This is a genomic window from Nostoc sp. 2RC (genome assembly GCF_014222165.1).
Classification (GTDB): Bacteria; Cyanobacteriota; Cyanobacteriia; order Cyanobacteriales; family Nostocaceae; genus Nostoc; species Nostoc linckia.
Genome location: NZ_JACKZU010000133.1, coordinates 1 through 20,305 on the forward strand (window position 1 = coordinate 1; position 20,305 = coordinate 20,305).

The window sequence follows — 20,305 nt, forward strand, 5'->3', positions numbered from 1 at the left end:
GATTAATAGAAGCAGAATAATCATCAATTTTCACTACTGAATATTTTCCTTGAGCAACAATAATTATTGCTTGTCCTGCTCCAGCTCCCATATCTACAGTTCCATTTTCATTAAAAACTAAATAATGAAAGTAATCATAATAATGAGGATTTGCATTTAAACGACCAATTACAAAAAAGTTTTCCATAAATATAGACTTTGTATAATTTACTAAACCGTTGCTTCCAATTCTTGCAAAACTGGAAAACTTCCTACTTGCCAACTACGTTCCACAGCCGCAGGAATAATTTGAGTAATAGCTATATTCTCAAAATTAGGACTCGTGTCAGATTTTATATATTTTCCTTCTTTAAGCAAATAAATAGAAAGGCTTCCATTGTCATAAACCCATAGTTCTGGAACTCCAATGGCTTCATAAGCATCCAGAGTAGTTTTTGATGTGACATCAGTTTCAATCGCTAAATCTGGTGGCGGGTCATCAGGTTGTAAGCGACGACGACCAATCATTTGCTGATAATTTTGAATATAAAAGCAAGCATCAGGTTCTACTCCTGCTAAACCTTGCTTTTTAAAGGTGGTAGAACCAAAAGGTTGATATCTAATATCTTTAGCTTTTAGCAATATTTTGACAATATCAGAAATTACTTATCAGGTTCGGTGGATAATATAGCCCACCGTCAATACTGCTCGGTTAACGATTTTTAACTCGGCATTCGGTCTGGGGAAAAGGTTAAAGGGTAAAGGTTAAAGGTTTTTTCTTTCCCCTTTCCCCTTCCCCTTTTCCCTTTAACCGACAAGTATTGAGCCCACCGTAACCTTTACTAATAGAATGAGTTTAACAAAAGCAGTAAAAAGCGATCGCTTTACACTTTAAACTTCTCAGTGATGCGTTTCATGGCTTCTTCCACATTCTCCCGACTGTTGAACGCCGAAATCCGAAAGTAACCTTCACCCGCAGCACCAAAGCCAGAACCCGGTGTTCCCACAACGTTGACGGTTTGCAGCAATTTATCGAAGAATTCCCAGCTTGATAAACCATTAGGCGTTTTCACCCACACGTAAGGCGCATTCACGCCACCGTAAACAGATAATCCCGCAGCTGTCAGTTTCTCGCGGATAATTTTGGCGTTTTCTAAATAGAAACTAACCAGTTCTTTAATTTGTGCTTGTCCTTCTGGGGAGTAAACCGCCTCGGCTCCCCGTTGAACGATGTAAGAAACGCCATTAAATTTGGTGGACTGGCGACGATTCCACAGTTTCCACAATTCCACATCCGAACCATCGGCGGCTTTGGCTGTGAGTGTCTTCGGTACTACAGTTAACGCGCAGCGAGTTCCTGTAAAGCCTGCATTCTTCGAGAAAGAGCGAAATTCGATCGCAACTTCTCTTGCGCCTGGAATTTCATAAATTGAATGGGGAATCGATGCATCAGTAATGTAAGCTTCATAGGCTGCGTCAAAGAAAATAATCGAGTTATTAGCTTTGGCGTAGTCCACCCATTTTTTGAGATATTCCTTGGTAGCAGTTGCGCCAGTGGGGTTATTGGGAAAGCAGAGATAAATTAAATCAACTTTCTGTGAGGGAATCTCGGCGGTGAAGTTGTTCTCAGCCGAAATTGGTAGATAAACTAAACCTTCAAACTCACCTTTATCGTTAGCTTTACCTGTATTTCCCGCCATTACATTGGTATCTACATATACGGGATAAACTGGGTCAGTGACGGCTATAGTGTTGTCATGACCGAAGATTTCTAGGATATTACCAGTGTCACATTTAGAACCATCAGAAATAAAGATTTCTGAAGCATCGATTTCGGCTCCCCGTGCTTGGAAATCTTGAGCAGCAATTTTTTCTCGCAACCAAGCATAGCCTTGTTCTGGGCCATAGCCTTTAAAGGTATTGCGATCGCCCATTTCTTCCACAGCTTTAATCATCGCTGTCCGGCAAGCTTCTGGCAGAGGTTCAGTAACATCACCAATGCCCAGCCTGATAATCTTAGCATCAGGATTCGCTTCAGCAAAAGCATTCACCCGTCGAGCAATTTCTGGAAACAGATAACCCGCTTTTAGTTTCAGGTAGTTGTCGTTAATACTTGCCATACTAAATTATGAAAAACGCCCTAAAATAGCTTACTGCTAATTTATCTGGGCGGGTGAGCGAAAAAAGGTGTGGGGAGTGTGGGAAGTGTGGGGAGTGTGGGGAGTGTGGAGGGTAATTTTTTGGATACTTAGCTAGAAATCCCACACAAAATTTCGTTCACCCTATCTGGGCGATAAGTTTTGAGTAGTGAGGTGGGGAATAATTATCTCTGGCTCCTGAATTCTGAATTCTGGATTCTGAATTCTGATTAAGAATGAATGTGATGTTAGGATATTTTTCACCAGCTAAATCTGACTTATGAAATTAGTTTGCGCCCAAAGCGACCTCAGTACAAACCTCTCACTCGTCAGTCGTGCTGTACCTTCACGACCGACTCATCCGATACTTGCCAATGTGCTGTTACAAGCGGATGCGGAAACTAATCAAGTCAGCTTAACGGCCTTTGATTTGAGTTTGGGTATCCGTACTAGCTTTAACGCCGAGGTATGGGAAGGAGGAGCCATCGCCCTTCCTGCTAAGTTACTTGTAGACATCATTTCTCGTCTTCCAGAGGGCGAAATTACTCTCGATGATGGCTCGGACACCACTAGTCCAACATCAAGTGGCGAAGGTGTGAGCGTAACAATCACACCCAAGAGTGGCCATTATGAAGTACGAGCCATGAGTCCAGAGGAATTTCCAGAACTACCCATAATTGAAAATACAGAGGTTATCCATCTCACCACCACTGCATTAATCGAGGGATTACGGGGTTCATTATTTGCTACTAGTGCTGATGAAACTAAACAAGTACTTACGGGAGTGCATTTAACAGTTAAAGAAGATACTTTAGAATTTGCAGCTACCGACGGACACCGCCTAGCAGTGGTAGAAACTAGCAACGAGCGTCCTCTAGATGGAACTAATCAATTAGAAGTCACAGTCCCAGCTAGAGCATTACGCGAACTACAACGAATGCTAGCTCATAGCGCTTCATCTGATGAACCCGTGGCTTTATATTTGGATCGAGGTCAAGTGGTGTTTGCATGGCAAAATCAACGCTTGACCAGTCGTACATTAGAAGGACAATATCCCGCCTATCGACAACTGATTCCCCGTCAATTTGAGCGACAAGTCACAATTGAACGGCGGCAATTCATCAGTACTTTAGAACGAATTGCTGTACTTGCAGATCAAAAAAATAATATTGTCAAACTCAGTATTGATAGCGAAGCTCAGGAAATTGTTTTATCTTGTGAAGCCCAAGATGTAGGTAGTGGTAGAGAGCCAATGCCGGCGCAAATTTCTGGGGAAAACATAGAAATTGCTTTTAACATTAAATATTTAATGGAAGGCTTAAAAGAATTACCATCTACCGAAATTCAAATGCATTTAAATCAAAGTTTAACTCCAGTGATTTTTACGCCACTGGGTGGTTTAAAAATGACTTATCTAGCTATGCCGGTGCAACTGAGAAGTTAAAATTTACAGGAAATTTCCATAATTAATTGTAGCTGGCGATCGCCAGACGCGCCGCGCGAGAAATAATACGTAATCATTAGACTTCTAAGAGAAGTCGGGAAAAGAGGAAGGGCAAAAGGTTTGGTATTTTCCCTTTCCCCTTTAACCTTTTCCCTTTTCCCATAAAAGTGCTTTTTGCACTTTTGCATAAATAATGGAGATTTGCTTTTTAATTTTTAAACATCGCGCACTTTCAGAAAATTGTAAATAGCAAGTGCAATAGCTATAAGCAATACCGCATGAATTAAATTTCCGGCAATATGAAGTACTAATCCTAATGCCCAAAAAGCAAATAGGACAACAACAACACCCCAAAGTATACTAAACATATATTTGCTTTTACTAAGGTAATTTTGATTTGTTCAGATATCTTATCGCCTAAGTTGAGTTTTATTCAATTTACCTTCAGGTAGGTTTGAAAATGTAAATCATCTATCTTGAGAGATAAAATTCAATACACTTGGTGTTAAGAAAGATCCTCTATGAAGGTAAGGGAACTCTCAATACGGTTCGGTTAAAGGGGAAAGGGCAAAGGGGAAAGGTTTCAAATACATTCTTTACCCTTTCCCCCTTAACCTTTTCCCAGACCACAAGGGATGCTTATCCAAAACGTATTGAGGGAACTCTAAACAGCAAAAAGAAAAAACAGGCTTATCTGAACGCTGGTCGCTATAGTAGATAAACTGGGCTTGCTCGCTAATCTAGGAAATTTGATTGTGGGATTTGTTAATTTGTGTAATGGGAATTTCAATCCAAAATTCTGTACCTAATCCTGGTTGCGAATCGCATTTAAATACACCGCCATGTTTATCAACAACAATTTGATAACTAATTGATAACCCCAAACCAGTGCCTTTTCCTACTGGTTTAGTAGTAAAAAATGGGTCGCAAATTCTTACCTTTAAGTCTTCGGGTATACCTGGGCCGTTGTCTTTTATGCGAACTATTACACTCTTGATATTACTGTCTATTTGCCCAAGAGAAGTAGTAATAGTAATTTGATTGTTATGAGCTTTGGATTGAGAATCTCTATAATCTTCTAGAGCATCGATCGCATTGCTTAAAACATTCATAAATACCTGATTTAATGGCCCGGCATAGCATTCTATTAAGGGAAGTTGACCGTACTCTTTGACTAATTTAATTGCTGGACTTTCTGGTTTTGCTTTCAAACGATGCTGCAAAATTAGTAATGTGCTATCAATACCTTCATGGATATTAACTGGTTTTTTTTCTGCTTGGTCTAGGCGAGAGAAATTGCGTAAACCAGAAACAATTTGCCGGATGCGATCGATACCAATTTTCATTGAGGAGAGAGTTTTCGGCAAATCTTCAATCAGAAATTCTAAATCTATTTCTTCTGCGCGATCGCGAATTTCTGGGTCTGGGTTAGGGCAGTTTTGCAAATACAGATCTAGCATTCCCAGTAAATCTTGGGTGTATTCGCTGACATGATTAATGTTGCCATAAATAAAGTTCACTGGGTTATTAATTTCATGAGCAACACCAGCAACTAATTGGCCCAATGAAGACATTTTTTCTGTTTGAATTAATTGGGTTTGAGTTTGCTTTAAATCCTCCAAAGCTATAGCCAGTTTTTCCTTTTGTTCTTTGGTCTGATTGAGCAATTCCACTTGTTGGAGTGCAACCCCAAGCTGATTGGCAATTTGAGTGATAAATTGAATTTCTGAAGCTTCCCAATCACGAGGTGCAGAGTTTTGGTAAACTGCTAACAAACCCCAAAGGTTTTGCCTAATAAAAATAGGTGCAATGGTATAGGCTTTGGCTTGAATTTCCTCTAAAGCCGAAACGTGACATTCAGAGTGATTAGCTTTATAAATATTATCAACTACAAAGGTTTCGTTGTGGCGATATCTCCCACCTTGGGTTTCCTGCAAATAGCTATCTCGCCAAACTATATTATTACCAAAATTGACTAACTTTACCCAACCTTCATTTACAAATTCCGCAATGTATTCACCACTCCAATCAGCTTCAAAACGGTAAACTGCAACTCTATCGGCTTTGAGTGATTTACAAATTTCTTGAGTGGTTGTTTGAAAAATTGCATCTAAATCTAGAGATTCCCTTACTTTCGCTACAACTTCAAATAATGCCTGTTGTTGTTCTGCTGCTTGTTGCAAATCTAAGGCCTGTTCTCGTGTCTGAGTCAGTAATTGAGCTTGCTGGAGTGCTACCCCCATTTGAGCCGCAATTTGACTGATAAAATCGATTTCTGGAGCTTTCCATTGACGAGGGCCAGTGTGTTGATAACTTGCCAATAAACCCCAAAGTTGTTGCCCAACAAAAATTGGAGCAAGTACAAAAGCCCGAATTTGAAATTGCTCTAAATTCTCCACATGACACTGAGTAAATCCCATTGTGTAGATGTCATCCACTGCAAATGTTTCATTGTGGCGGTAGCGTCCTCCTTGGGTATCTTGCAAGTAGGTGTCATTCCAAATAGTTTTAATCCCTAGTTCGGATTCATTCGACCAGTATGGACTAGCAGCCTCGAAATCCCCGACAAATTCACCACCCCAATCATCATCGAAACGATAAACAGAAACGCGATCGGCTTTGATTAATTGACAAACTTCTTTGGTTGTTGTTTGAAAAATTGTATCTGTCTCCAAAGATTCACGAATCTCGGCAATAACTTTAAACACAGCTTGCTGTTGTTCGGCTGTGCGTTGTAATTCCATTGTGCGTCGTTTAACTTGATGTTCTAAATTTTCATTGAAGACTTGGACTTGTTGGTATAATTCATACTGCTGAACTGCCGAAGCAAAGTGTTTACCGAGGTTTTTAGCCAGTTCAATTTCTTCAGGCGTCCACGGTTGTACCTGTGCTTTTTTAGATTCGCGCCAAGCTTCAAACGATCGCCGGGGGTATAATTGTCTGTTGTCGGTGTCATACTGTCCCGCCCAGAGAGTTTCTATATCTATTTCGTTGCGGAAAATACTTAAATAACCCAACAACTGTTGACGATATTGGAGTGGAATCACCAACATACTGCGAATTTTAGTTGCTTCAAAAGCAATTTGCAAACTTCGCCAGCCTGGAATTTGATAAATATCTAAAATCGCCCAAACATCATATTGTTCTACAAAATTAAAGTATTCCTGCCACGCACTATACTGCTCTATGAGTGGATATATGGTTTGTTTTGGTATTATGGGTTGCTGACCGCAGGTATACAGTTTTATACAAGTATTTCCGGGAATTAAGCATTCTGTAAAACTGGTGACGCTACCATTGTGGTAATCAAAAGCTGCATTTCTAATGCAAAGCCGACCACCAACACCATCAAAGGCAGCAACGGCGGCTTCTAGGGCTGGCTGCAATACAATTGTCGGTAGTGAATGTAACAGGCTAGCAATGTTGTTGATGATGGCTTCTTGGGCAGCTGTTTTGCGGACTTGAGTCAAGAGGGTACTTTGAGCGATGGCAACTGATAATTGATCGACTATTATTTGTAATGCTTGTAGTTCGGATTCTAAAATCAAACGTGCTTGGGAATTATGAGACACCAAAAGTCCCCAAAGTTGATTTTGGTCAAGAATAGGAGCTACCACACTAGACTTTACCCCCATTGCCTTTAAATATTCAACATGACAAGAGTCTACAGGACGATAAAAGATTTCCTCTGAGATGGTTTCTCCATTTTCTAAATCGTGCAGGAGACTTTGACCGATTTCTTGAGTGTCAACATTGACAACAGAACGCACTCGTGATTTTGTAAATAATTCACGGGCAGCAGATGGAATATCATCAGCAGGAAAATTTAGCCCTAGTAGTGACGGTAAACGATTATTGTGAATTGATTCAGCAATGACCTGACCGCTACCATCGGGATGAAATTTGTAAATCATCACTCTGTCAGTTTGCAGTAGCGATCGCACCTCTGCTGTTGTGACTGTGATAATATCTTCTAATTCTAAACTCCGCCGGATACGGTTTGTAATCCGGTGCAGTAAAGTTTCTTCATGGCCAGTTGCCTGCCAAGCTTGGTGAGAGTTCGAGGTCATTGCTGATAAAATCTTAAATTAATAATTTGCAAACACACATGATTAATGGAGAAGTCACAAGTCATAAGCCACAATGGGCTACGCCCTGCTGCGCTAACAAAATTTAGCAATGCTTGAAGTGGCAGACTTAAATTCCTTTATTCATTCATTTAGTGGCGAACATGATTCTTGAATTCTTTTTTCTAAAATCTAATGACATTTTTCAATTAATTTCAGCAATTTGTCTTCAGTAAAACTACGGCAAATAGCTAACTAAATTTATAAAAAATTAAAAAAAAGACGCAAATTTTTGTTGCGTCTTCTTAGCTATCAGAAAATATTTTTACTGTTGAGTTTGCAGTTTTTGTTGAAAGTTTATATATCAACAAAATCAAACTTTTACATTGCCGCAAAGCTAATTTTCAGATAGTCATTTTCCATCTTTGCTCCGGCTGGTTGTAGTGCTGCTAGGGCTTGTGGCAAAACTAAGTTACGACGGTGATTCCCAATAGTAATATTCAATTCATCCCCAGTTTTACTGAGTTGAATTTGGTTTTTCGGAATACCGGGTAAGTAAAGTTCTAAACTGTATTGGTTTTGCTCTTGTACGACTCTAATAGTCGTTTCTTTGTAATAAACCTGAGTTGGATCTTCATCTTTATAAAGAGTTTCCTTCAAGCGTTCTAGTGCAGCCAGTCCGCACATTTCCTCAGAAAACAGCGGCACTTCTTTTATCGGCAAAGGGTGGAAATTATCATGAATTTCCTGGCGATACTGCTCCTGATTTTGTTTCCAACGTTGGAAAAATGGGTCTTCTACTTCTTTGGGGATGATGCGATTAGCCACAACCAAGTCCGTGGCAACATTATATAAACTCAAGTAAGCATGAGCGCGGAGAGATTCTTTAATCACCATCTTTTCGGGATTAGTCACAAGACGCACTGAGGTTTGAGTATTATCTGTTAATACTTTTTCCAGAGCTTCAATTTGTTCGTAAAACTCATAAGGTGCATCCATCACTTCTTTATCTGGTAGCGAAAAACCAGCAATTGGTTTAAACAAAGGTTCCACCAAAGGTCTAAGTGCTACTGAGATATTTTGAAATGGTTTATAAAAACGGCGCATGTACCAACCGCCGACTTCCGGTAAACTCAGTAAGCGCAATGCTGTGCCAGTGGGGGCTGAGTCGATAATCAAGACATCAAACTCACCTTCATCGTAGTGGCGTTTCATCCTTACCAAGCCAAAAATCTCATCCATACCTGGTAAAATTGCCAATTCTTCCGCTTGTACCCCTTCTAAACCCCTTGCTTGTAAAACTTGGGTAATGTAACGTTTCACCGCACCCCAGTTTCCCTCTAGTTCTTGCAGTGCATCTAATTCTGCACCCCACAAATTTGGGCGAATTTTTCGGGGTACGTGTCCCATTTCCAAATCAAAACTATCTGCCAAGGAGTGAGCAGGATCTGTACTTAAAACCAAGGTTTGATAACCTAATTCTGCACAACGGAGTCCAGTTGCAGCAGCAACGGAGGTTTTACCCACGCCGCCTTTACCAGTCATTAAAATTACACGCATAATAACCAAAATCAGTACTTTCAGCCGTTACTCTCTAGAAAATGCTCATATAGTGCTCATTTACCCTATCCTCAGCATTTTGAGCATTAGAATTAGTATATCCTAATACTCGGTATTGATGCTCAATAGATGCTCAAGAGCGAGAGAGAAAATCCATCTTTCTCTATCCTACAAAAATAGTCTGAGCAATACTCCAACTAAATTTACAGATAGCTGTTTTCAGAATTGCACTCAATTTTTGAGGAAAAAACTAAAGAAATTGATTTTTTCGTTTTAGGCAGGATAAGGGTAATCGAAGTAAGCCACTTCTTAAAACGCTTGGCTTGTGGCTTGCGACTGGTAAGAACAAGAGAGTATAAGCCTGATTCGTTAACGCATAACATTTCTTGATTACCACCAAGGGTGCGTACAATGCACGTACCCTTTTCATCATTGTCCAACTTGGCGATCGCCTGAGATGTGTCAGCAATTCAACTCGCTGGTATCGAGATGGAGGCAATGGATGGGAAGAGTTTATTTATCCTTATCCTGTAGTAGTTTGTTGATTAATTCCTGTTGTTGTCGTAACTGTTCCTTCAATATCTCAATCTCTGATTGTTGCTGTGCTTGTTGATTAGCTGGTAACTCTGGGTTAATTTGCATTGCTCTATCAGCAATGTCTTGATAATGCTTTCTAGAAACCTCTTGACTATGTTCACACCAAGCATTTACCGTTCTCTCATCTCTACCCAAATCGAATATTTGATGAGAGATAAAAGTATGTCTTGTGTTGTACGGTGGTAGATATTTAGAAACCTTGCCCTGGTTAATCAATGTTGGAATAATTCCTTTTGTACCATCGATACCACCACGCCAAGTATTGTTAAAAGTCCTTGCAGAGATAATTCTATTGTGTTTAGAGGTAAAAACTGTTTCATTATTTTCTTTTTGCGGTATTGATGCTAGCAGCTTCCACAATCTTCCATCCTTGGGCATAGGAAAAAATCTAGTAGTTTCGTTTTTAGTGGGAAGGAATTTTTTAATCCTTTCACTGTATGTTCTCCTGATAACAATCTGTTCTTTATCCCAGAGAATATCACCCCACATAAAAGCTATTGCTTCACCAGTTCTACAGCCAGTAAGAAATTTAAAGTCAATAAAAGCGTGCCAATGGCAAAGGTAGGGATTGTTTTGTACATAACTAAGTATTGTCTCAGCTTCATTCCAGATAAAAGCCTTTGACCTATCTAAAACATCATTATCATTTTCAATCTCAATTTCATTTTGTTTTTTACCTAACGCTCCTATTTGCTGTAAGTCCTCAGCCATTCCATCAAAAGGATTGTGCTTAATAAGCTTACATTTTATAGCTCTCTCATACGCTTTTGATAAATAAGACAAAAGATTTTTAACCGTTTCAAGATTGCGATTCTCTATCAACCAATTTCTAATTTTACTTGCGTCACTTTCCCCTACTGCTTTGATTGCCGATTTAATTAAGTTAGGGTAACGCTTGCAGTAGTCAAGTTTGTATACAGTTTCTTTTAATGATGGTTTTTTGTACTCACAGTACATATCCCAAACTTCCATCAAGGATAACTCTGGCTTAGGTGGTAGCTGATCGTCTGAGGTTTCGGCATTCTTAACCACTCTCAGTTTTGCTCTTAACCCATATTCCTCAAGAATTTCTTGATAGCGTCCTAGATTAAATATTCCTTCAGGTTCTACCGATAGCTTTCCTTCTTCCAGTTCTAGCTGTAGCCTACGCTCTAGCTTTGATGCCGTAGCCTTCCAATCGTCAGGGTTGATACCAGTTCCTAGTTTTACCTGTTTACCATCTGCAAAATAACTGCGAGGGAAGCAAGCTTTGATTGACCCTGAATCTGGACGTACTGCTACTTGACCTTTCTTAGTCTTCCCTGCGGGAGTTTTAGCACTGTTTACCATGATGCTCAATTAATGCTCAAAGTTTGGATATCAGTTTTCAGATAACTGATATGTAAGCATTATATTGCTATTTTTCCCGTGAAAAAATTTACACGCATGGATGCTTCTTTCCTGCCTAAGGATTTTTACATTTATTTACAATTATCGGCTGTTTAAGGAAAATAAATGCTGCTTTAACACGTTTAGGCGCAAGCAGATCAATAATAAATATGTGGGACAATCCAGCTATATTGCCATATTGACTGCTATTTATATAGTATAGGAATCCGTTTTGATTCGCAGAACTACTCGTAGAGACACCAAATATCAATATTTACTCTAATTTATCTGTTGGGTTTTCCTGTAACAGTAGATCGAGCTTGGTTTCAATTGCTGAAAGTTTTTTCAGAATTGTAGGGCGATCGCCATCAACAGCAACTAGTAAATTAGCTATCTTATCTTGTATGTTCGTTAATTGTGCCAGTGCATTCTGAAGTTGAATCATTCCTTCTCGGAGTTCTTGGCGTTCCTCTCGCGCTTCGCTGATTTCATCCAACATAGCTTGGACTGTTTTAGCATTACTCTCAATTAGATGTTTGAGTTCTTTATCAGTCATTGCCATTGCACTTTCAAGTTGAGTTTATTATCGATCATAAGTTGTAGGTTGAATGGAGCGATCGCTAAACTCAATATTTACAACAGAATTGGTAAATTCACCAATTAGAATCGGCTCTTTGCGGAGTTATGTAGCTTGTATTGTATCCTTGGCTACCTGTAGTTTTGGTGCTTACTACTCTAACTGTTCAGTATCAACCCCTAGCGCCTTTAATCTAGCTTTCAGTTCTTCCATTTGCTGCTGTGCTATTTCAGCTTCTCGTTCTGCTGCTTTTACCCTTTCTTCTGTAGGACTTACGCAAAAACCCTCTTAAACTCTCATTTCTCCGTGAACTCTGTGTCCTCTGTGGTTCGTTTTCCGTTGGCTGTGCGTAAGTCCTATTCTGAGTCGCTACTAACTGCTTATCCGCGTTAAAAAACCGTAATTTTGACTCATACACTCCCAAAAATAACTCTAATTGCTGACTCCACAACCAGCCATCAGCATTTGCTTCTATAGTTTGATACTTGGTTATTGCCTCTACTGTAATAGTAATAAGCTATTAATTTCTGGCAATATCAATTTTTTGCAGGAAAAAAATGCTGCTTAATTACGTCTAGTCGCGAACAGTTCCAATAATCAATGTGGGAGATAATTAAATTCTCAGAATTAAGACCTAATTCACTCCAACCAGTAATGGAGATACGTGGCTTCCAAGGAACAGGGGTATTCCAACTAAGTGTCCACTCTGTTTTAATTGTATTTCCCAAACGTTCAATATTGTGTAAATCCATCTTGGGATTTAAAAACCAAGTTTGGATGAAATTAATCATTTTTTGATAGCGTTTAACTCCACGAAATTTATTCATTGGGTCTTGAAAATAAACATCTGGAGCATAAATACTGTAAGTTTGATTGACTGGGAATCTTTGATAGTCTTGTTTGAGAATTTCAATGATATCCATTTTATACTTCATCCCATAAGCGTTGTAACTGACGCCGCCAAGCAGCTAGGGTTTCTTCTCGCGCTTCTGGAGTCTCGTCGATTTCACCCATGATTCCTTCTGCATAAAAACGTTCTAGATTTTGAATGGTAGCTTGCAGGGATTGTCCTTGTAGTTTTGCAACTTTAATAACTTGGCGGATACGGGTTTCAACTAAGCGATTGAAGGCATTATCTATACCTATTTCATGTAGAGAAATTAATCGGGCGATCGCTCTTTCAAAATCCACTTTTACCAAAGTAGTAATGTTATGGTGGAATACTGCCCAAATTTGCCCATCATACAAAGCATACCGTACTTCCTGAGTTTCATCAAAGTTAGCTGACAAAAATTCTGCTAAAAAAGATTGGGCTTCTTGTAATGGTAATACTGGTAGCAAAACTCGCAGCCAAGTGTTATCTTTGGACAGTAGCACCAAAAGTTTAAAAGTAGAAGTATTTACTTCCCAAGAATTAGGGGTGCTGGCATCAACATTTGTGCCAAATAATTCTGTTAAAGTAGCCGTAATTTCTTCAGGTGTCATAAGCAAAGTAGGAAACACTATCAGGATTTACGCAGCGAGATGATTTGTTGAAGTCGGGAATAAGCCAAACAGGGGATTTTTTCATGCCCTATGCCCAGCCCAAGCCCTCAATTTTTCATTTACCATACGTAATACTAACTATAATTGAGGGATGGCTTCTTAGCTCAACTCAAATTTTATCATCCGTGGTATTAAGGAACTCCAAAAAATTATTTTGGTTCAAGGGTTGACTGTTAACGGTTAACCGTCAACAGTCAACAATCTTCTATGGAATGTTTTTTACTTGGAAGTCCCTACAGTGTTTACCTTCGTTTCTGGCTTGTCGATAAACTTGAGCTTGCTTTAATTAAGAGAATCAATTAATTTTAAAACTCGTTCTTTAACTTCATCACGAACACGGCGAAAAACTTCAATTGCTTGTCCTTCTGGGTCGTCAAGTTGCCAATCTTCAAATACATCTCTCAACACCCATTGTTGAGGTAAATTAACTCCACAACCACATAATGAAATCACAGCATCATAATCTTCAGCTTGAAAATCACTTAAAGGCTTCGAGGTTTGATTGCTAATATCAATGCCAATTTCTGACATAATATCAATAGTTTTTGGGTCTACATGACTTGCTTCTAAACCAGAACTATCAACAGCAATTTTCCCTGCACCTAAAGTCCGAGCAAAACCTTCGGCCATTTGCGATCGCCGAGAATTTTTCTTACAAACAAACATCACCTTTTTCATCACTAATTACCCACAGCAAGACTTACTTACACCCTGTGCCACAGCCACATTTTTTTCCGGTGCTGTATCTGCTACCTTCACCACAAACACCTCCCAACGGTTACCATCTGGATCTGTTACCCAAACTTTATCTTGCAAAGCGTAGCAACAATCAGTATTATCTTCAGTAAATAATGCCAATCCCGCGTCTGTAAATCGCTGTATCGCTGCTTGTACTTCTTGCGTACTTTCAACTTGTATTCCCAAATGAGATAATGCACCGCCAGACTGCACGTTATTTGTTAAATTCAAAGTTAAATTTAACCCTGGATTCGCAATATCAAATTTAGCGTAGTCAACCTTATATTTAACAGGTTCCACACCAAACATTGCCCGATAAAAAGCTACAGATTTTTCAATATTAGTCACATTCAAAGCTACATGAGTTTTTAAAGTTGCCATCAATTTTGCTCCTTTATTCTTGGAAATCGCGAAATCCATAAGAAAGCTGTCGATATACTATCACTGCTAATTGCGCTCCTAAAATAGGCGCAACCCAATAAACCCAATGATGCTGCCAAATTCCTCCCACTAAAGCCGGGCCAAAGGAACGCGCCGGATTCATACTTGCACCGGTAATCGGCCCCATAAATGCTGCTTCCATTCCCACCGTCAACCCAATGGCTAACCCTGCAAAACCAATATGGGCGCGTCGGTCTAATCCCGAACCCAAAATGACAAACATCAATATAAAAGTCAGAACAAATTCTAAGACCAACGATTGCAACCAATTGCCATTTAGCGGTATCGTCGCCCCCAAATTGGCAACTCGCCCCAAACTAATTAATAGTAAAGTTGAAGCGGCGATCGCCCCCATCAACTGTCCTAAAATATACGGCAAAACTCGCTTTTTCGAGAAAAATCCACTACTCCAAAACGCTAACGTTACCGCCGGATTAAAGTGTGCATCGCTAATGTGCCCCAAAGAATAAATCAACGCTGCAACAACAGCACCAAAGACAAAACTGATACCAATATGTGTAATTGCACCTTGACTGAGGTAGTTCACCATCACAGCACCAGTACCCGCAAACACTAAAATAAAAGTGCCAATTCCCTCTGCTAAAGCCTCTCGCCAGCAAGACACCAGCGATTTACTTAGCCAAATCTGCAAACTTGACTCTATGCCCCTTGCAGGCATATCAACGTCCTACATTTCAAAAAAAGTTGATGCGTTAGATATTATTTCAAAAAAAGTTGATATGTCAAGTATTTAGCTTTGCATAAGTTTTGTAGGGAATTTTTCCATAAAAACTCTGAGTACCTTGGCGCTGACTTGGCGTTACTCTGCGTTTCAAAACGCTACACTAATCACAGCAGGGACGTACAGATGAAATTACCCTATTAAGGCTAAAACCTGCCAAATATTCTTCTAAAAGACTAAACTGTGGCAAATTTAAACTGTAATAAATCCAGCGCCCTTGCTGACGGGAGTTAACTAAGCCAGCTTCCTTGAGGGTTTTCAGATGAAAGCTTAATTTCGACTGACTTACCCCCAAGGCTTCGCACAGATCGCACACACATAATTCTCGCTGTCGTAACAATTCCAACACGTTAATCCTAAGTGGATCGGAAAGGGCGTGAAAGCCCGCAGCAATTAAATGAGGAACAGTGGCAGCGGGGGTTTGCATGAATTAGGTTTTGATAATCAAGGAAGAATTCTTTTCACGTGAGAATAGGCAAGTATTTTTTCATCTATACTCACCACAGGAACATTATAAATTCTTGCTGTTGAAACGATAATTCTATCGGCTGGATCTTTATGAAAATCCCCTGGAAGTGAGTAGGAATCAATGGCAATTTGGGGAGTAATTGATAGAAGAATTACTCCCTTTTGTGCCAAAGCAATATTGAACCATTCTTGAATCGAACAGGGAAGAATTAACTTATTTTGGGTAACAAGTCTGCTAATCTCTAACAAACTGATGGAGCAGACACCCAAACCATGAGGTCTTTCCCTATTTATTGCGTCAAGATGAGCAGGGGTCAAATTTGAATCATTATGATTCCACCAAATCCAAATGTGAGTATCAAGAATAATCACAACTCATTCGCTTCAAAATTCTGATTCATTTCCCAATCATCAGGAGAAATAACAGGTTCATTTGGATCTGCCAAATAAGCATAAGGTTGCATTTTTGCAAGAGGATTAATGGCAAATTTGCCTTGATTCTCAGAATCATAGCTAATTTGTCCCAACTTTTCTTGGATACTTTCCCTCAAAATAGAAGAAGCTAGTTCTTCAACAGACATTTCTTTTAAAGCAGCAGCTTTAATTAGAGATTCTTGAGTTTCTTGACTGATGAAAACGTTAGTACCAATCATTTTTCACTCTATCTACCTTTTCACATGATATCAAACATCATTTAATCAACTAACGAGAACAGCGATCGCTTTTTAAGCAGAGACTACAGCTTCCGGTTGATAGCGGATACCAGCTTGCTTCAAGCGATGTAAAGCTTCACCCAAGCGATCGCAATCTGCAATCAAACTAATTCTCACATATCCTTCACCGGCAACCCCAAAGGCATTACCAGGGGTAACCACAACGCCAGTTTGCTGCAACACATTCAACGCAAAATCTGTAGAACCCATCCCTACAGGACATTTCACCCAAAGATACATCGTTGCCTTGGTTTTGGGAATATCCCAACCCAATTGCCCTAATCCTTCAATGAGGAAATCACGGCGGGTGCGGTAGCGTTGTTGTACTTCATGCAAATACACATCTGGTAGTTGCAAAGCGGTTTCGGCTGCTGTTTGCAAGGCGGCAAAAATGCCATAATCCAAGTTAGTTTTCAGCGTTCGCAAACCTTGGATGACATGGCGGTTGCCCACCACAAAGCCGACGCGCCAACCAGCCATATTGTAAGTTTTGGATAAGGTGTGAAATTCCACACCAATTTCCTTCGCACCGGGAATTTCTAACAAGCTAGTGGGTTGATAACCATCAAAGGCTAACTCGGCATAACACAAATCGTGTACCAGCAAAATTTCATATTTGCGGGCAAAGGCGACGATTTCTTCAAAGAATTCGCGGGGTGCGGTGGCGGCGGTGGGATTGCTGGGATAGTTGAAATAGAGGATTTTGGCTTTTCGGGCAACCTCATCGGGAATGGCGGCTAAATCGATTAACCAATCATTTTCGGGTTTCAAAATCAAGCTATGAACTTGACCGCCAGCAATGACGGGGCCGCGAAAATGGGCAGGATAAGCGGGAGAAGGAACCAGAACTACATCGCCTGGGTTGATGTAAGCGATCGCTAAATGTGCTAATCCTTCTTTAGAACCGAGTAACGGTAAAGCTTCGCTATCAGGGTCAAGAATGACATCATAACGCCGACGATACCAATTAGTAATCGCTCGGCGGAAACTCGCAGTGCCTTCAAAGGGAGGATAACCGTGATTGGCGGGATTTTGCAAAGCGGCCATTGCCGCTTCTACCACCGGTTGTGGTGTTGCACCATCGGGGTTTCCCATGCCCAAATCAATTAAATCTAAGCCTTGTTCCCGTGCTTTAGCTTTTAGTTCATCTAAACGGGCAAATACATAAGGCGGTAATTTTTGTATGCGTTGTGCTGGCACTATCCAATTTAAACTCATGCTTCAACCTCGTCACTCATTCCCTTGGGCGAAACTCGATTCATCGTATCTCTACTATCTATAGGTGCAGTGGTAGAAACCATTGCCGCCATCAACTGTTCCAATGCGACTTTGAAAGGTAGTCGATGGATGTCAGAATTAGGAGCTAGGGCAATTTCGGCGGCTGTTTGCAACTCACCTAGTGTAATATTGCCCAATCCCAAATCACTTAATTTCTGGGGTAGTCCAATTTCTGCGTAGAACTTTAACAACTGTTGCCGCGCCGATGCTGCTAGTTGATTGTTTTGTAGCATTTCTTCTAAACGCAGTTGCACCAGAATTCCCAAAGCAACTTTTTCGCCGTGAATACTGCCGTGTCCCGAAATGTGCGTTAAACCATTATGCACTGCATGGGCGGCAACAGTACGACACTGCGCTCCTCCTAATCCGCCAACTACGCCAGCAAGTAACACACTGGCGTCTACAACTTCTCGCCAAACTTCACTACCTGGTTCTTGGAGGGCGGCGGCTGACTTTTGCAAGAGGATATCTCGCAAAACTCGTGCTTGTTGGAGGGCGGCGATAATTAAAGTGTCTTGTAAATGCCCGCTACTAACTGAGGCTTCGTACCACTTAGCGATCGCATCACCAATGCCAGCGATTAAAGTACGTTGCGGTGCTGTTTTAATCAAATCATAATCGAGTATCAATAAATCCGGACAACGAGACAGCGCCACATCATAAAGAAATGCCCCGTCTTCTGAATAAACATTAGACAAGGCACTCCAAGCTGCACAGGTAGCCGCAGAAGTCGGAATCGTCACCACTGGTAGCTGTAGCTGTTGCGCGAGTAATTTCGCTGTATCCAAAGCTTTGCCACCACCAACACCGATAATCACATTAGCTTTATGTTCTTTGGCTGCCTTGCGTAAACTTTTCAAAGTTGCTTCGCAACAATCTGGACTATACGAAGCTTGGGCAGGATGTAACTGTTGGGTTTCTAAAATTGGTTGCAGATTTTCTTGGCTGATGGCAAGAGTGCGTTCTCCTGCCACAATCAAAGGACGATTTCCCAAACCAATGATTTCTGCTGCGGCGGCTGGCAACACACCAGAACCACGGATTACTTTTGCTGGGGCAATTGTCAGGGTAAATAACGAACTAGAAGTTTGAGTAGACAAAGAAGGTTGAGTAGAAAATTGATTAGACATATAAACTAGTGTGCCAAAACTTTGATATTTCTTAACCAAATTGACTTTTCCTCAGGGATACTTGTTGCCAGCTTTAAAGATGACGACAAATTTTACACCCCTTCAACTGGATTTTAGCCGAGCCATGAAATAGCAAAGCCCGTTGCCCACCGTTTAAGTAATTTGACGACATTGCTTGAATCTATGCTGCTCATCGATCTAAAATTCCGAACTATCAAAGTTTTGAACAACCGTATAATTAAATAACATTAGCACTCTTAGATTCCCAAAAAAAGCGTAGTTTACCACAACGGTTTGCTCGTTTCGTCGCTGTTACCCTCCCTCGTGCTTCCCTTCGGAACGCTACGCGAACGCACATTAGTCGAGGAACGCTTATATGTTTAATATCATGTCCGCCTAATCACTTATCATTAAAATCTCTTTGCGTAAGAGCGTCCCCGTGTCTCCATGTCAGTCTAAACAATAAGTCTTTAACCGGACATGATATAAAGTATCAGTAAATACAAAATAAATCATGTCATCCTGGTCACAAGCATTGGAAATGGGGCATAGGGCAAAACCCTTCGGGTAAAGATAGGGGAAAAGGGGAAAGGTTAAAGGTTAAAGGAGGGGTCTTTGCTTCTTCCTATGACTTTGCCCCTTGCCCTTTGCCCCTTTCCCTTTTCCCCATTTCCTCATCTCCCGTTAAGCCTTCGATTTCGGCAATTGGGCGAATTTGTCTTGATAGATTTCCACTTGTACTGAGGAGTTGTCACGAGAAATTAGCGATCGCTTGATTTGACCCAAGTAAACTGGGACAGAAATCCCTGGTTCTGGGTGCAGAATGGTACGGGCGCGGACTGTTAGCTTGTCGTCTTGGAGTGTACCCGAACGACCATAGGAATAAAGATTGCTGGCTGCTTGACGTAAGGTTGCATCTAATTCTGTGGGAGAAATTTGTGGTGACACCGCGATCGTCGCTTGTGTTGAGCCATTGTCATAAACTAAACTGTAGCGCACTGCTCCGGGAATCACAGTACGACTCAAGGGGACTATGGACAGTGCAAATAAACCAGCTGTTAGCACCACCATAAAGCCAGTTGTACCCACCAACCGAAAGCGGATGCCCCATTTGAGAACAAAACCCAACACTGCTAAAGCAGCGAATACCAAGGTGGCGATACCAGACCATTGGGTGTATTGAAAAAAGTCAGCTGTTGTGAGCATAAGGTTAGTTACTGAGGCGTCTTTCTTTTCGTTACCGACAACACCATTTTACTGATACATAGGCCAAACAGGACATTGGGCATCGGGCATAAAAAAGTCAAAAGTTCTTTAATGCGTGAATGCATGAATTTTGAATAAAGATAATTCAAGCCATAGATAGCTGATTTTTTTCAAAAATACTGTTAGCGAATTAGTTACATAGTCTGCACAATTTTTTGCATTTCAACAGATTTAGAGACGTTGCAATTGCTAGTCTCTACCAACGATTTGCATTTTTAATTATGCGAGTATTTTTTTTACTAAATATTTACAAC

Annotated in this window: 22 protein-coding genes; 2 read left to right on the plus strand and 20 right to left on the minus strand. The window is 40.5% G+C overall.

The window, feature by feature from the left end; all coding sequences use genetic code 11:
- From GNE10_RS16455 to GNE10_RS16465, 3 genes are all read right to left on the minus strand, one after another.
- Positions 1 to 187, minus strand: a 187-nt coding sequence (locus tag GNE10_RS16455) for a hypothetical protein (RefSeq protein ID WP_185566106.1), incomplete at its 3' end; no start/stop codon positions are given.
- Positions 188 to 210: 23 nt separating this feature from the next.
- Positions 211 to 621 (minus strand): Uma2 family endonuclease, encoded by a 411-nt coding sequence (locus GNE10_RS16460; RefSeq protein WP_260446910.1) that lies wholly within the window; start codon positions 619 to 621, stop codon positions 211 to 213.
- Positions 622 to 863: 242 nt separating this feature from the next.
- Entirely contained in the window at positions 864 to 2,099 is a 1,236-nt protein-coding gene (locus GNE10_RS16465; protein ID WP_185566107.1) for an LL-diaminopimelate aminotransferase, read from the minus strand.
- A gap of 298 nt (positions 2,100 to 2,397) precedes the next feature.
- Here GNE10_RS16465 and dnaN point away from each other — a divergent pair, with 298 nt between their 5' ends.
- Positions 2,398 to 3,561, plus strand: coding sequence for a DNA polymerase III subunit beta (dnaN, locus tag GNE10_RS16470; RefSeq protein WP_099067456.1), 1,164 nt, complete (start codon positions 2,398 to 2,400; stop codon positions 3,559 to 3,561).
- A 215-nt stretch (positions 3,562 to 3,776) separates the two neighbouring features.
- Here the strand turns inward: dnaN and GNE10_RS16475 are convergent, their stop codons facing one another.
- From GNE10_RS16475 to GNE10_RS36530, 4 genes are all read right to left on the minus strand, one after another.
- Entirely contained in the window at positions 3,777 to 3,929 is a 153-nt protein-coding gene (locus tag GNE10_RS16475) for a lmo0937 family membrane protein (protein ID WP_099067457.1), read from the minus strand.
- A gap of 372 nt (positions 3,930 to 4,301) precedes the next feature.
- Positions 4,302 to 7,631, minus strand: coding sequence for a GAF domain-containing protein (locus GNE10_RS16480; RefSeq protein WP_185566108.1), 3,330 nt, complete (start codon positions 7,629 to 7,631; stop codon positions 4,302 to 4,304).
- 378 nt (positions 7,632 to 8,009) lie between these two features.
- On the minus strand, positions 8,010 to 9,188 hold the full coding sequence (locus GNE10_RS16485; protein WP_185566109.1) for a TRC40/GET3/ArsA family transport-energizing ATPase: 1,179 nt from the start codon (positions 9,186 to 9,188) through the stop codon (positions 8,010 to 8,012).
- 203 nt (positions 9,189 to 9,391) lie between these two features.
- Positions 9,392 to 9,628, minus strand: a complete 237-nt coding sequence (locus GNE10_RS36530) for a Bro-N domain-containing protein (RefSeq protein ID WP_221642870.1) — start codon at positions 9,626 to 9,628, stop codon at positions 9,392 to 9,394.
- On the opposite strand from GNE10_RS36530, the gene GNE10_RS35460 reads away from it, so the two are divergent.
- A complete protein-coding gene (locus GNE10_RS35460; RefSeq protein ID WP_221642871.1) occupies positions 9,575 to 9,733 on the plus strand; it encodes a hypothetical protein in 159 nt (52 codons plus the stop codon). The genes GNE10_RS36530 and GNE10_RS35460 overlap by 54 nt on opposite strands.
- On the opposite strand, the gene GNE10_RS16495 is transcribed toward GNE10_RS35460, so the two are convergent.
- The 13 genes from GNE10_RS16495 to GNE10_RS16555 form a co-directional block, all read right to left on the minus strand.
- On the minus strand, positions 9,702 to 11,114 hold the full coding sequence (locus tag GNE10_RS16495; protein WP_185566110.1) for a tyrosine recombinase XerC: 1,413 nt from the start codon (positions 11,112 to 11,114) through the stop codon (positions 9,702 to 9,704). The genes GNE10_RS35460 and GNE10_RS16495 overlap by 32 nt on opposite strands.
- A gap of 313 nt (positions 11,115 to 11,427) precedes the next feature.
- On the minus strand, positions 11,428 to 11,709 hold the full coding sequence (locus GNE10_RS16500) for a hypothetical protein (RefSeq protein ID WP_185566111.1): 282 nt from the start codon (positions 11,707 to 11,709) through the stop codon (positions 11,428 to 11,430).
- A gap of 557 nt (positions 11,710 to 12,266) precedes the next feature.
- On the minus strand, positions 12,267 to 12,653 hold the full coding sequence (locus GNE10_RS16505) for a DUF2358 domain-containing protein (RefSeq protein WP_185566112.1): 387 nt from the start codon (positions 12,651 to 12,653) through the stop codon (positions 12,267 to 12,269).
- 1 nt (position 12,654) lies between these two features.
- Positions 12,655 to 13,215, minus strand: coding sequence for a hypothetical protein (locus tag GNE10_RS16510; RefSeq protein WP_099067461.1), 561 nt, complete (start codon positions 13,213 to 13,215; stop codon positions 12,655 to 12,657).
- Between the two features lie 342 nt (positions 13,216 to 13,557).
- Complete coding sequence (arsC, locus tag GNE10_RS16515; protein WP_185566113.1) at positions 13,558 to 13,953, minus strand: arsenate reductase, glutathione/glutaredoxin type; 396 nt, start codon at positions 13,951 to 13,953, stop codon at positions 13,558 to 13,560.
- A gap of 6 nt (positions 13,954 to 13,959) precedes the next feature.
- A complete protein-coding gene (locus tag GNE10_RS16520; RefSeq protein WP_185566114.1) occupies positions 13,960 to 14,394 on the minus strand; it encodes an ArsI/CadI family heavy metal resistance metalloenzyme in 435 nt (144 codons plus the stop codon).
- A 13-nt stretch (positions 14,395 to 14,407) separates the two neighbouring features.
- Positions 14,408 to 15,133, minus strand: coding sequence for an MIP/aquaporin family protein (locus tag GNE10_RS16525; protein ID WP_185566115.1), 726 nt, complete (start codon positions 15,131 to 15,133; stop codon positions 14,408 to 14,410).
- A 166-nt stretch (positions 15,134 to 15,299) separates the two neighbouring features.
- Positions 15,300 to 15,623: a helix-turn-helix transcriptional regulator gene (locus tag GNE10_RS16530; protein WP_185566116.1), complete on the minus strand. Its 324-nt coding sequence runs from the start codon at positions 15,621 to 15,623 to the stop codon at positions 15,300 to 15,302.
- A 17-nt stretch (positions 15,624 to 15,640) separates the two neighbouring features.
- A complete protein-coding gene (locus GNE10_RS16535) occupies positions 15,641 to 16,036 on the minus strand; it encodes a type II toxin-antitoxin system VapC family toxin (protein WP_185566117.1) in 396 nt (131 codons plus the stop codon).
- Positions 16,033 to 16,317, minus strand: coding sequence for a hypothetical protein (locus GNE10_RS16540; RefSeq protein WP_185566118.1), 285 nt, complete (start codon positions 16,315 to 16,317; stop codon positions 16,033 to 16,035). The genes GNE10_RS16535 and GNE10_RS16540 overlap by 4 nt, the downstream gene beginning before the upstream one ends.
- A gap of 72 nt (positions 16,318 to 16,389) precedes the next feature.
- On the minus strand, positions 16,390 to 17,595 hold the full coding sequence (locus GNE10_RS16545) for an aspartate aminotransferase (protein WP_185566119.1): 1,206 nt from the start codon (positions 17,593 to 17,595) through the stop codon (positions 16,390 to 16,392).
- Positions 17,592 to 18,785 carry an iron-containing alcohol dehydrogenase family protein gene (locus tag GNE10_RS16550; protein WP_185566120.1) on the minus strand — a complete coding sequence of 398 codons (1,194 nt, stop codon included), beginning with the start codon at positions 18,783 to 18,785 and terminating at the stop codon, positions 17,592 to 17,594. Before GNE10_RS16550 ends, GNE10_RS16545 begins: the two co-directional genes overlap by 4 nt.
- A 684-nt stretch (positions 18,786 to 19,469) precedes the next feature.
- Positions 19,470 to 19,991 (minus strand): Ycf51 family protein, encoded by a 522-nt coding sequence (locus GNE10_RS16555; protein ID WP_185566121.1) that lies wholly within the window; start codon positions 19,989 to 19,991, stop codon positions 19,470 to 19,472.
- Between the last annotated feature and the right edge of the window lie 314 nt (positions 19,992 to 20,305).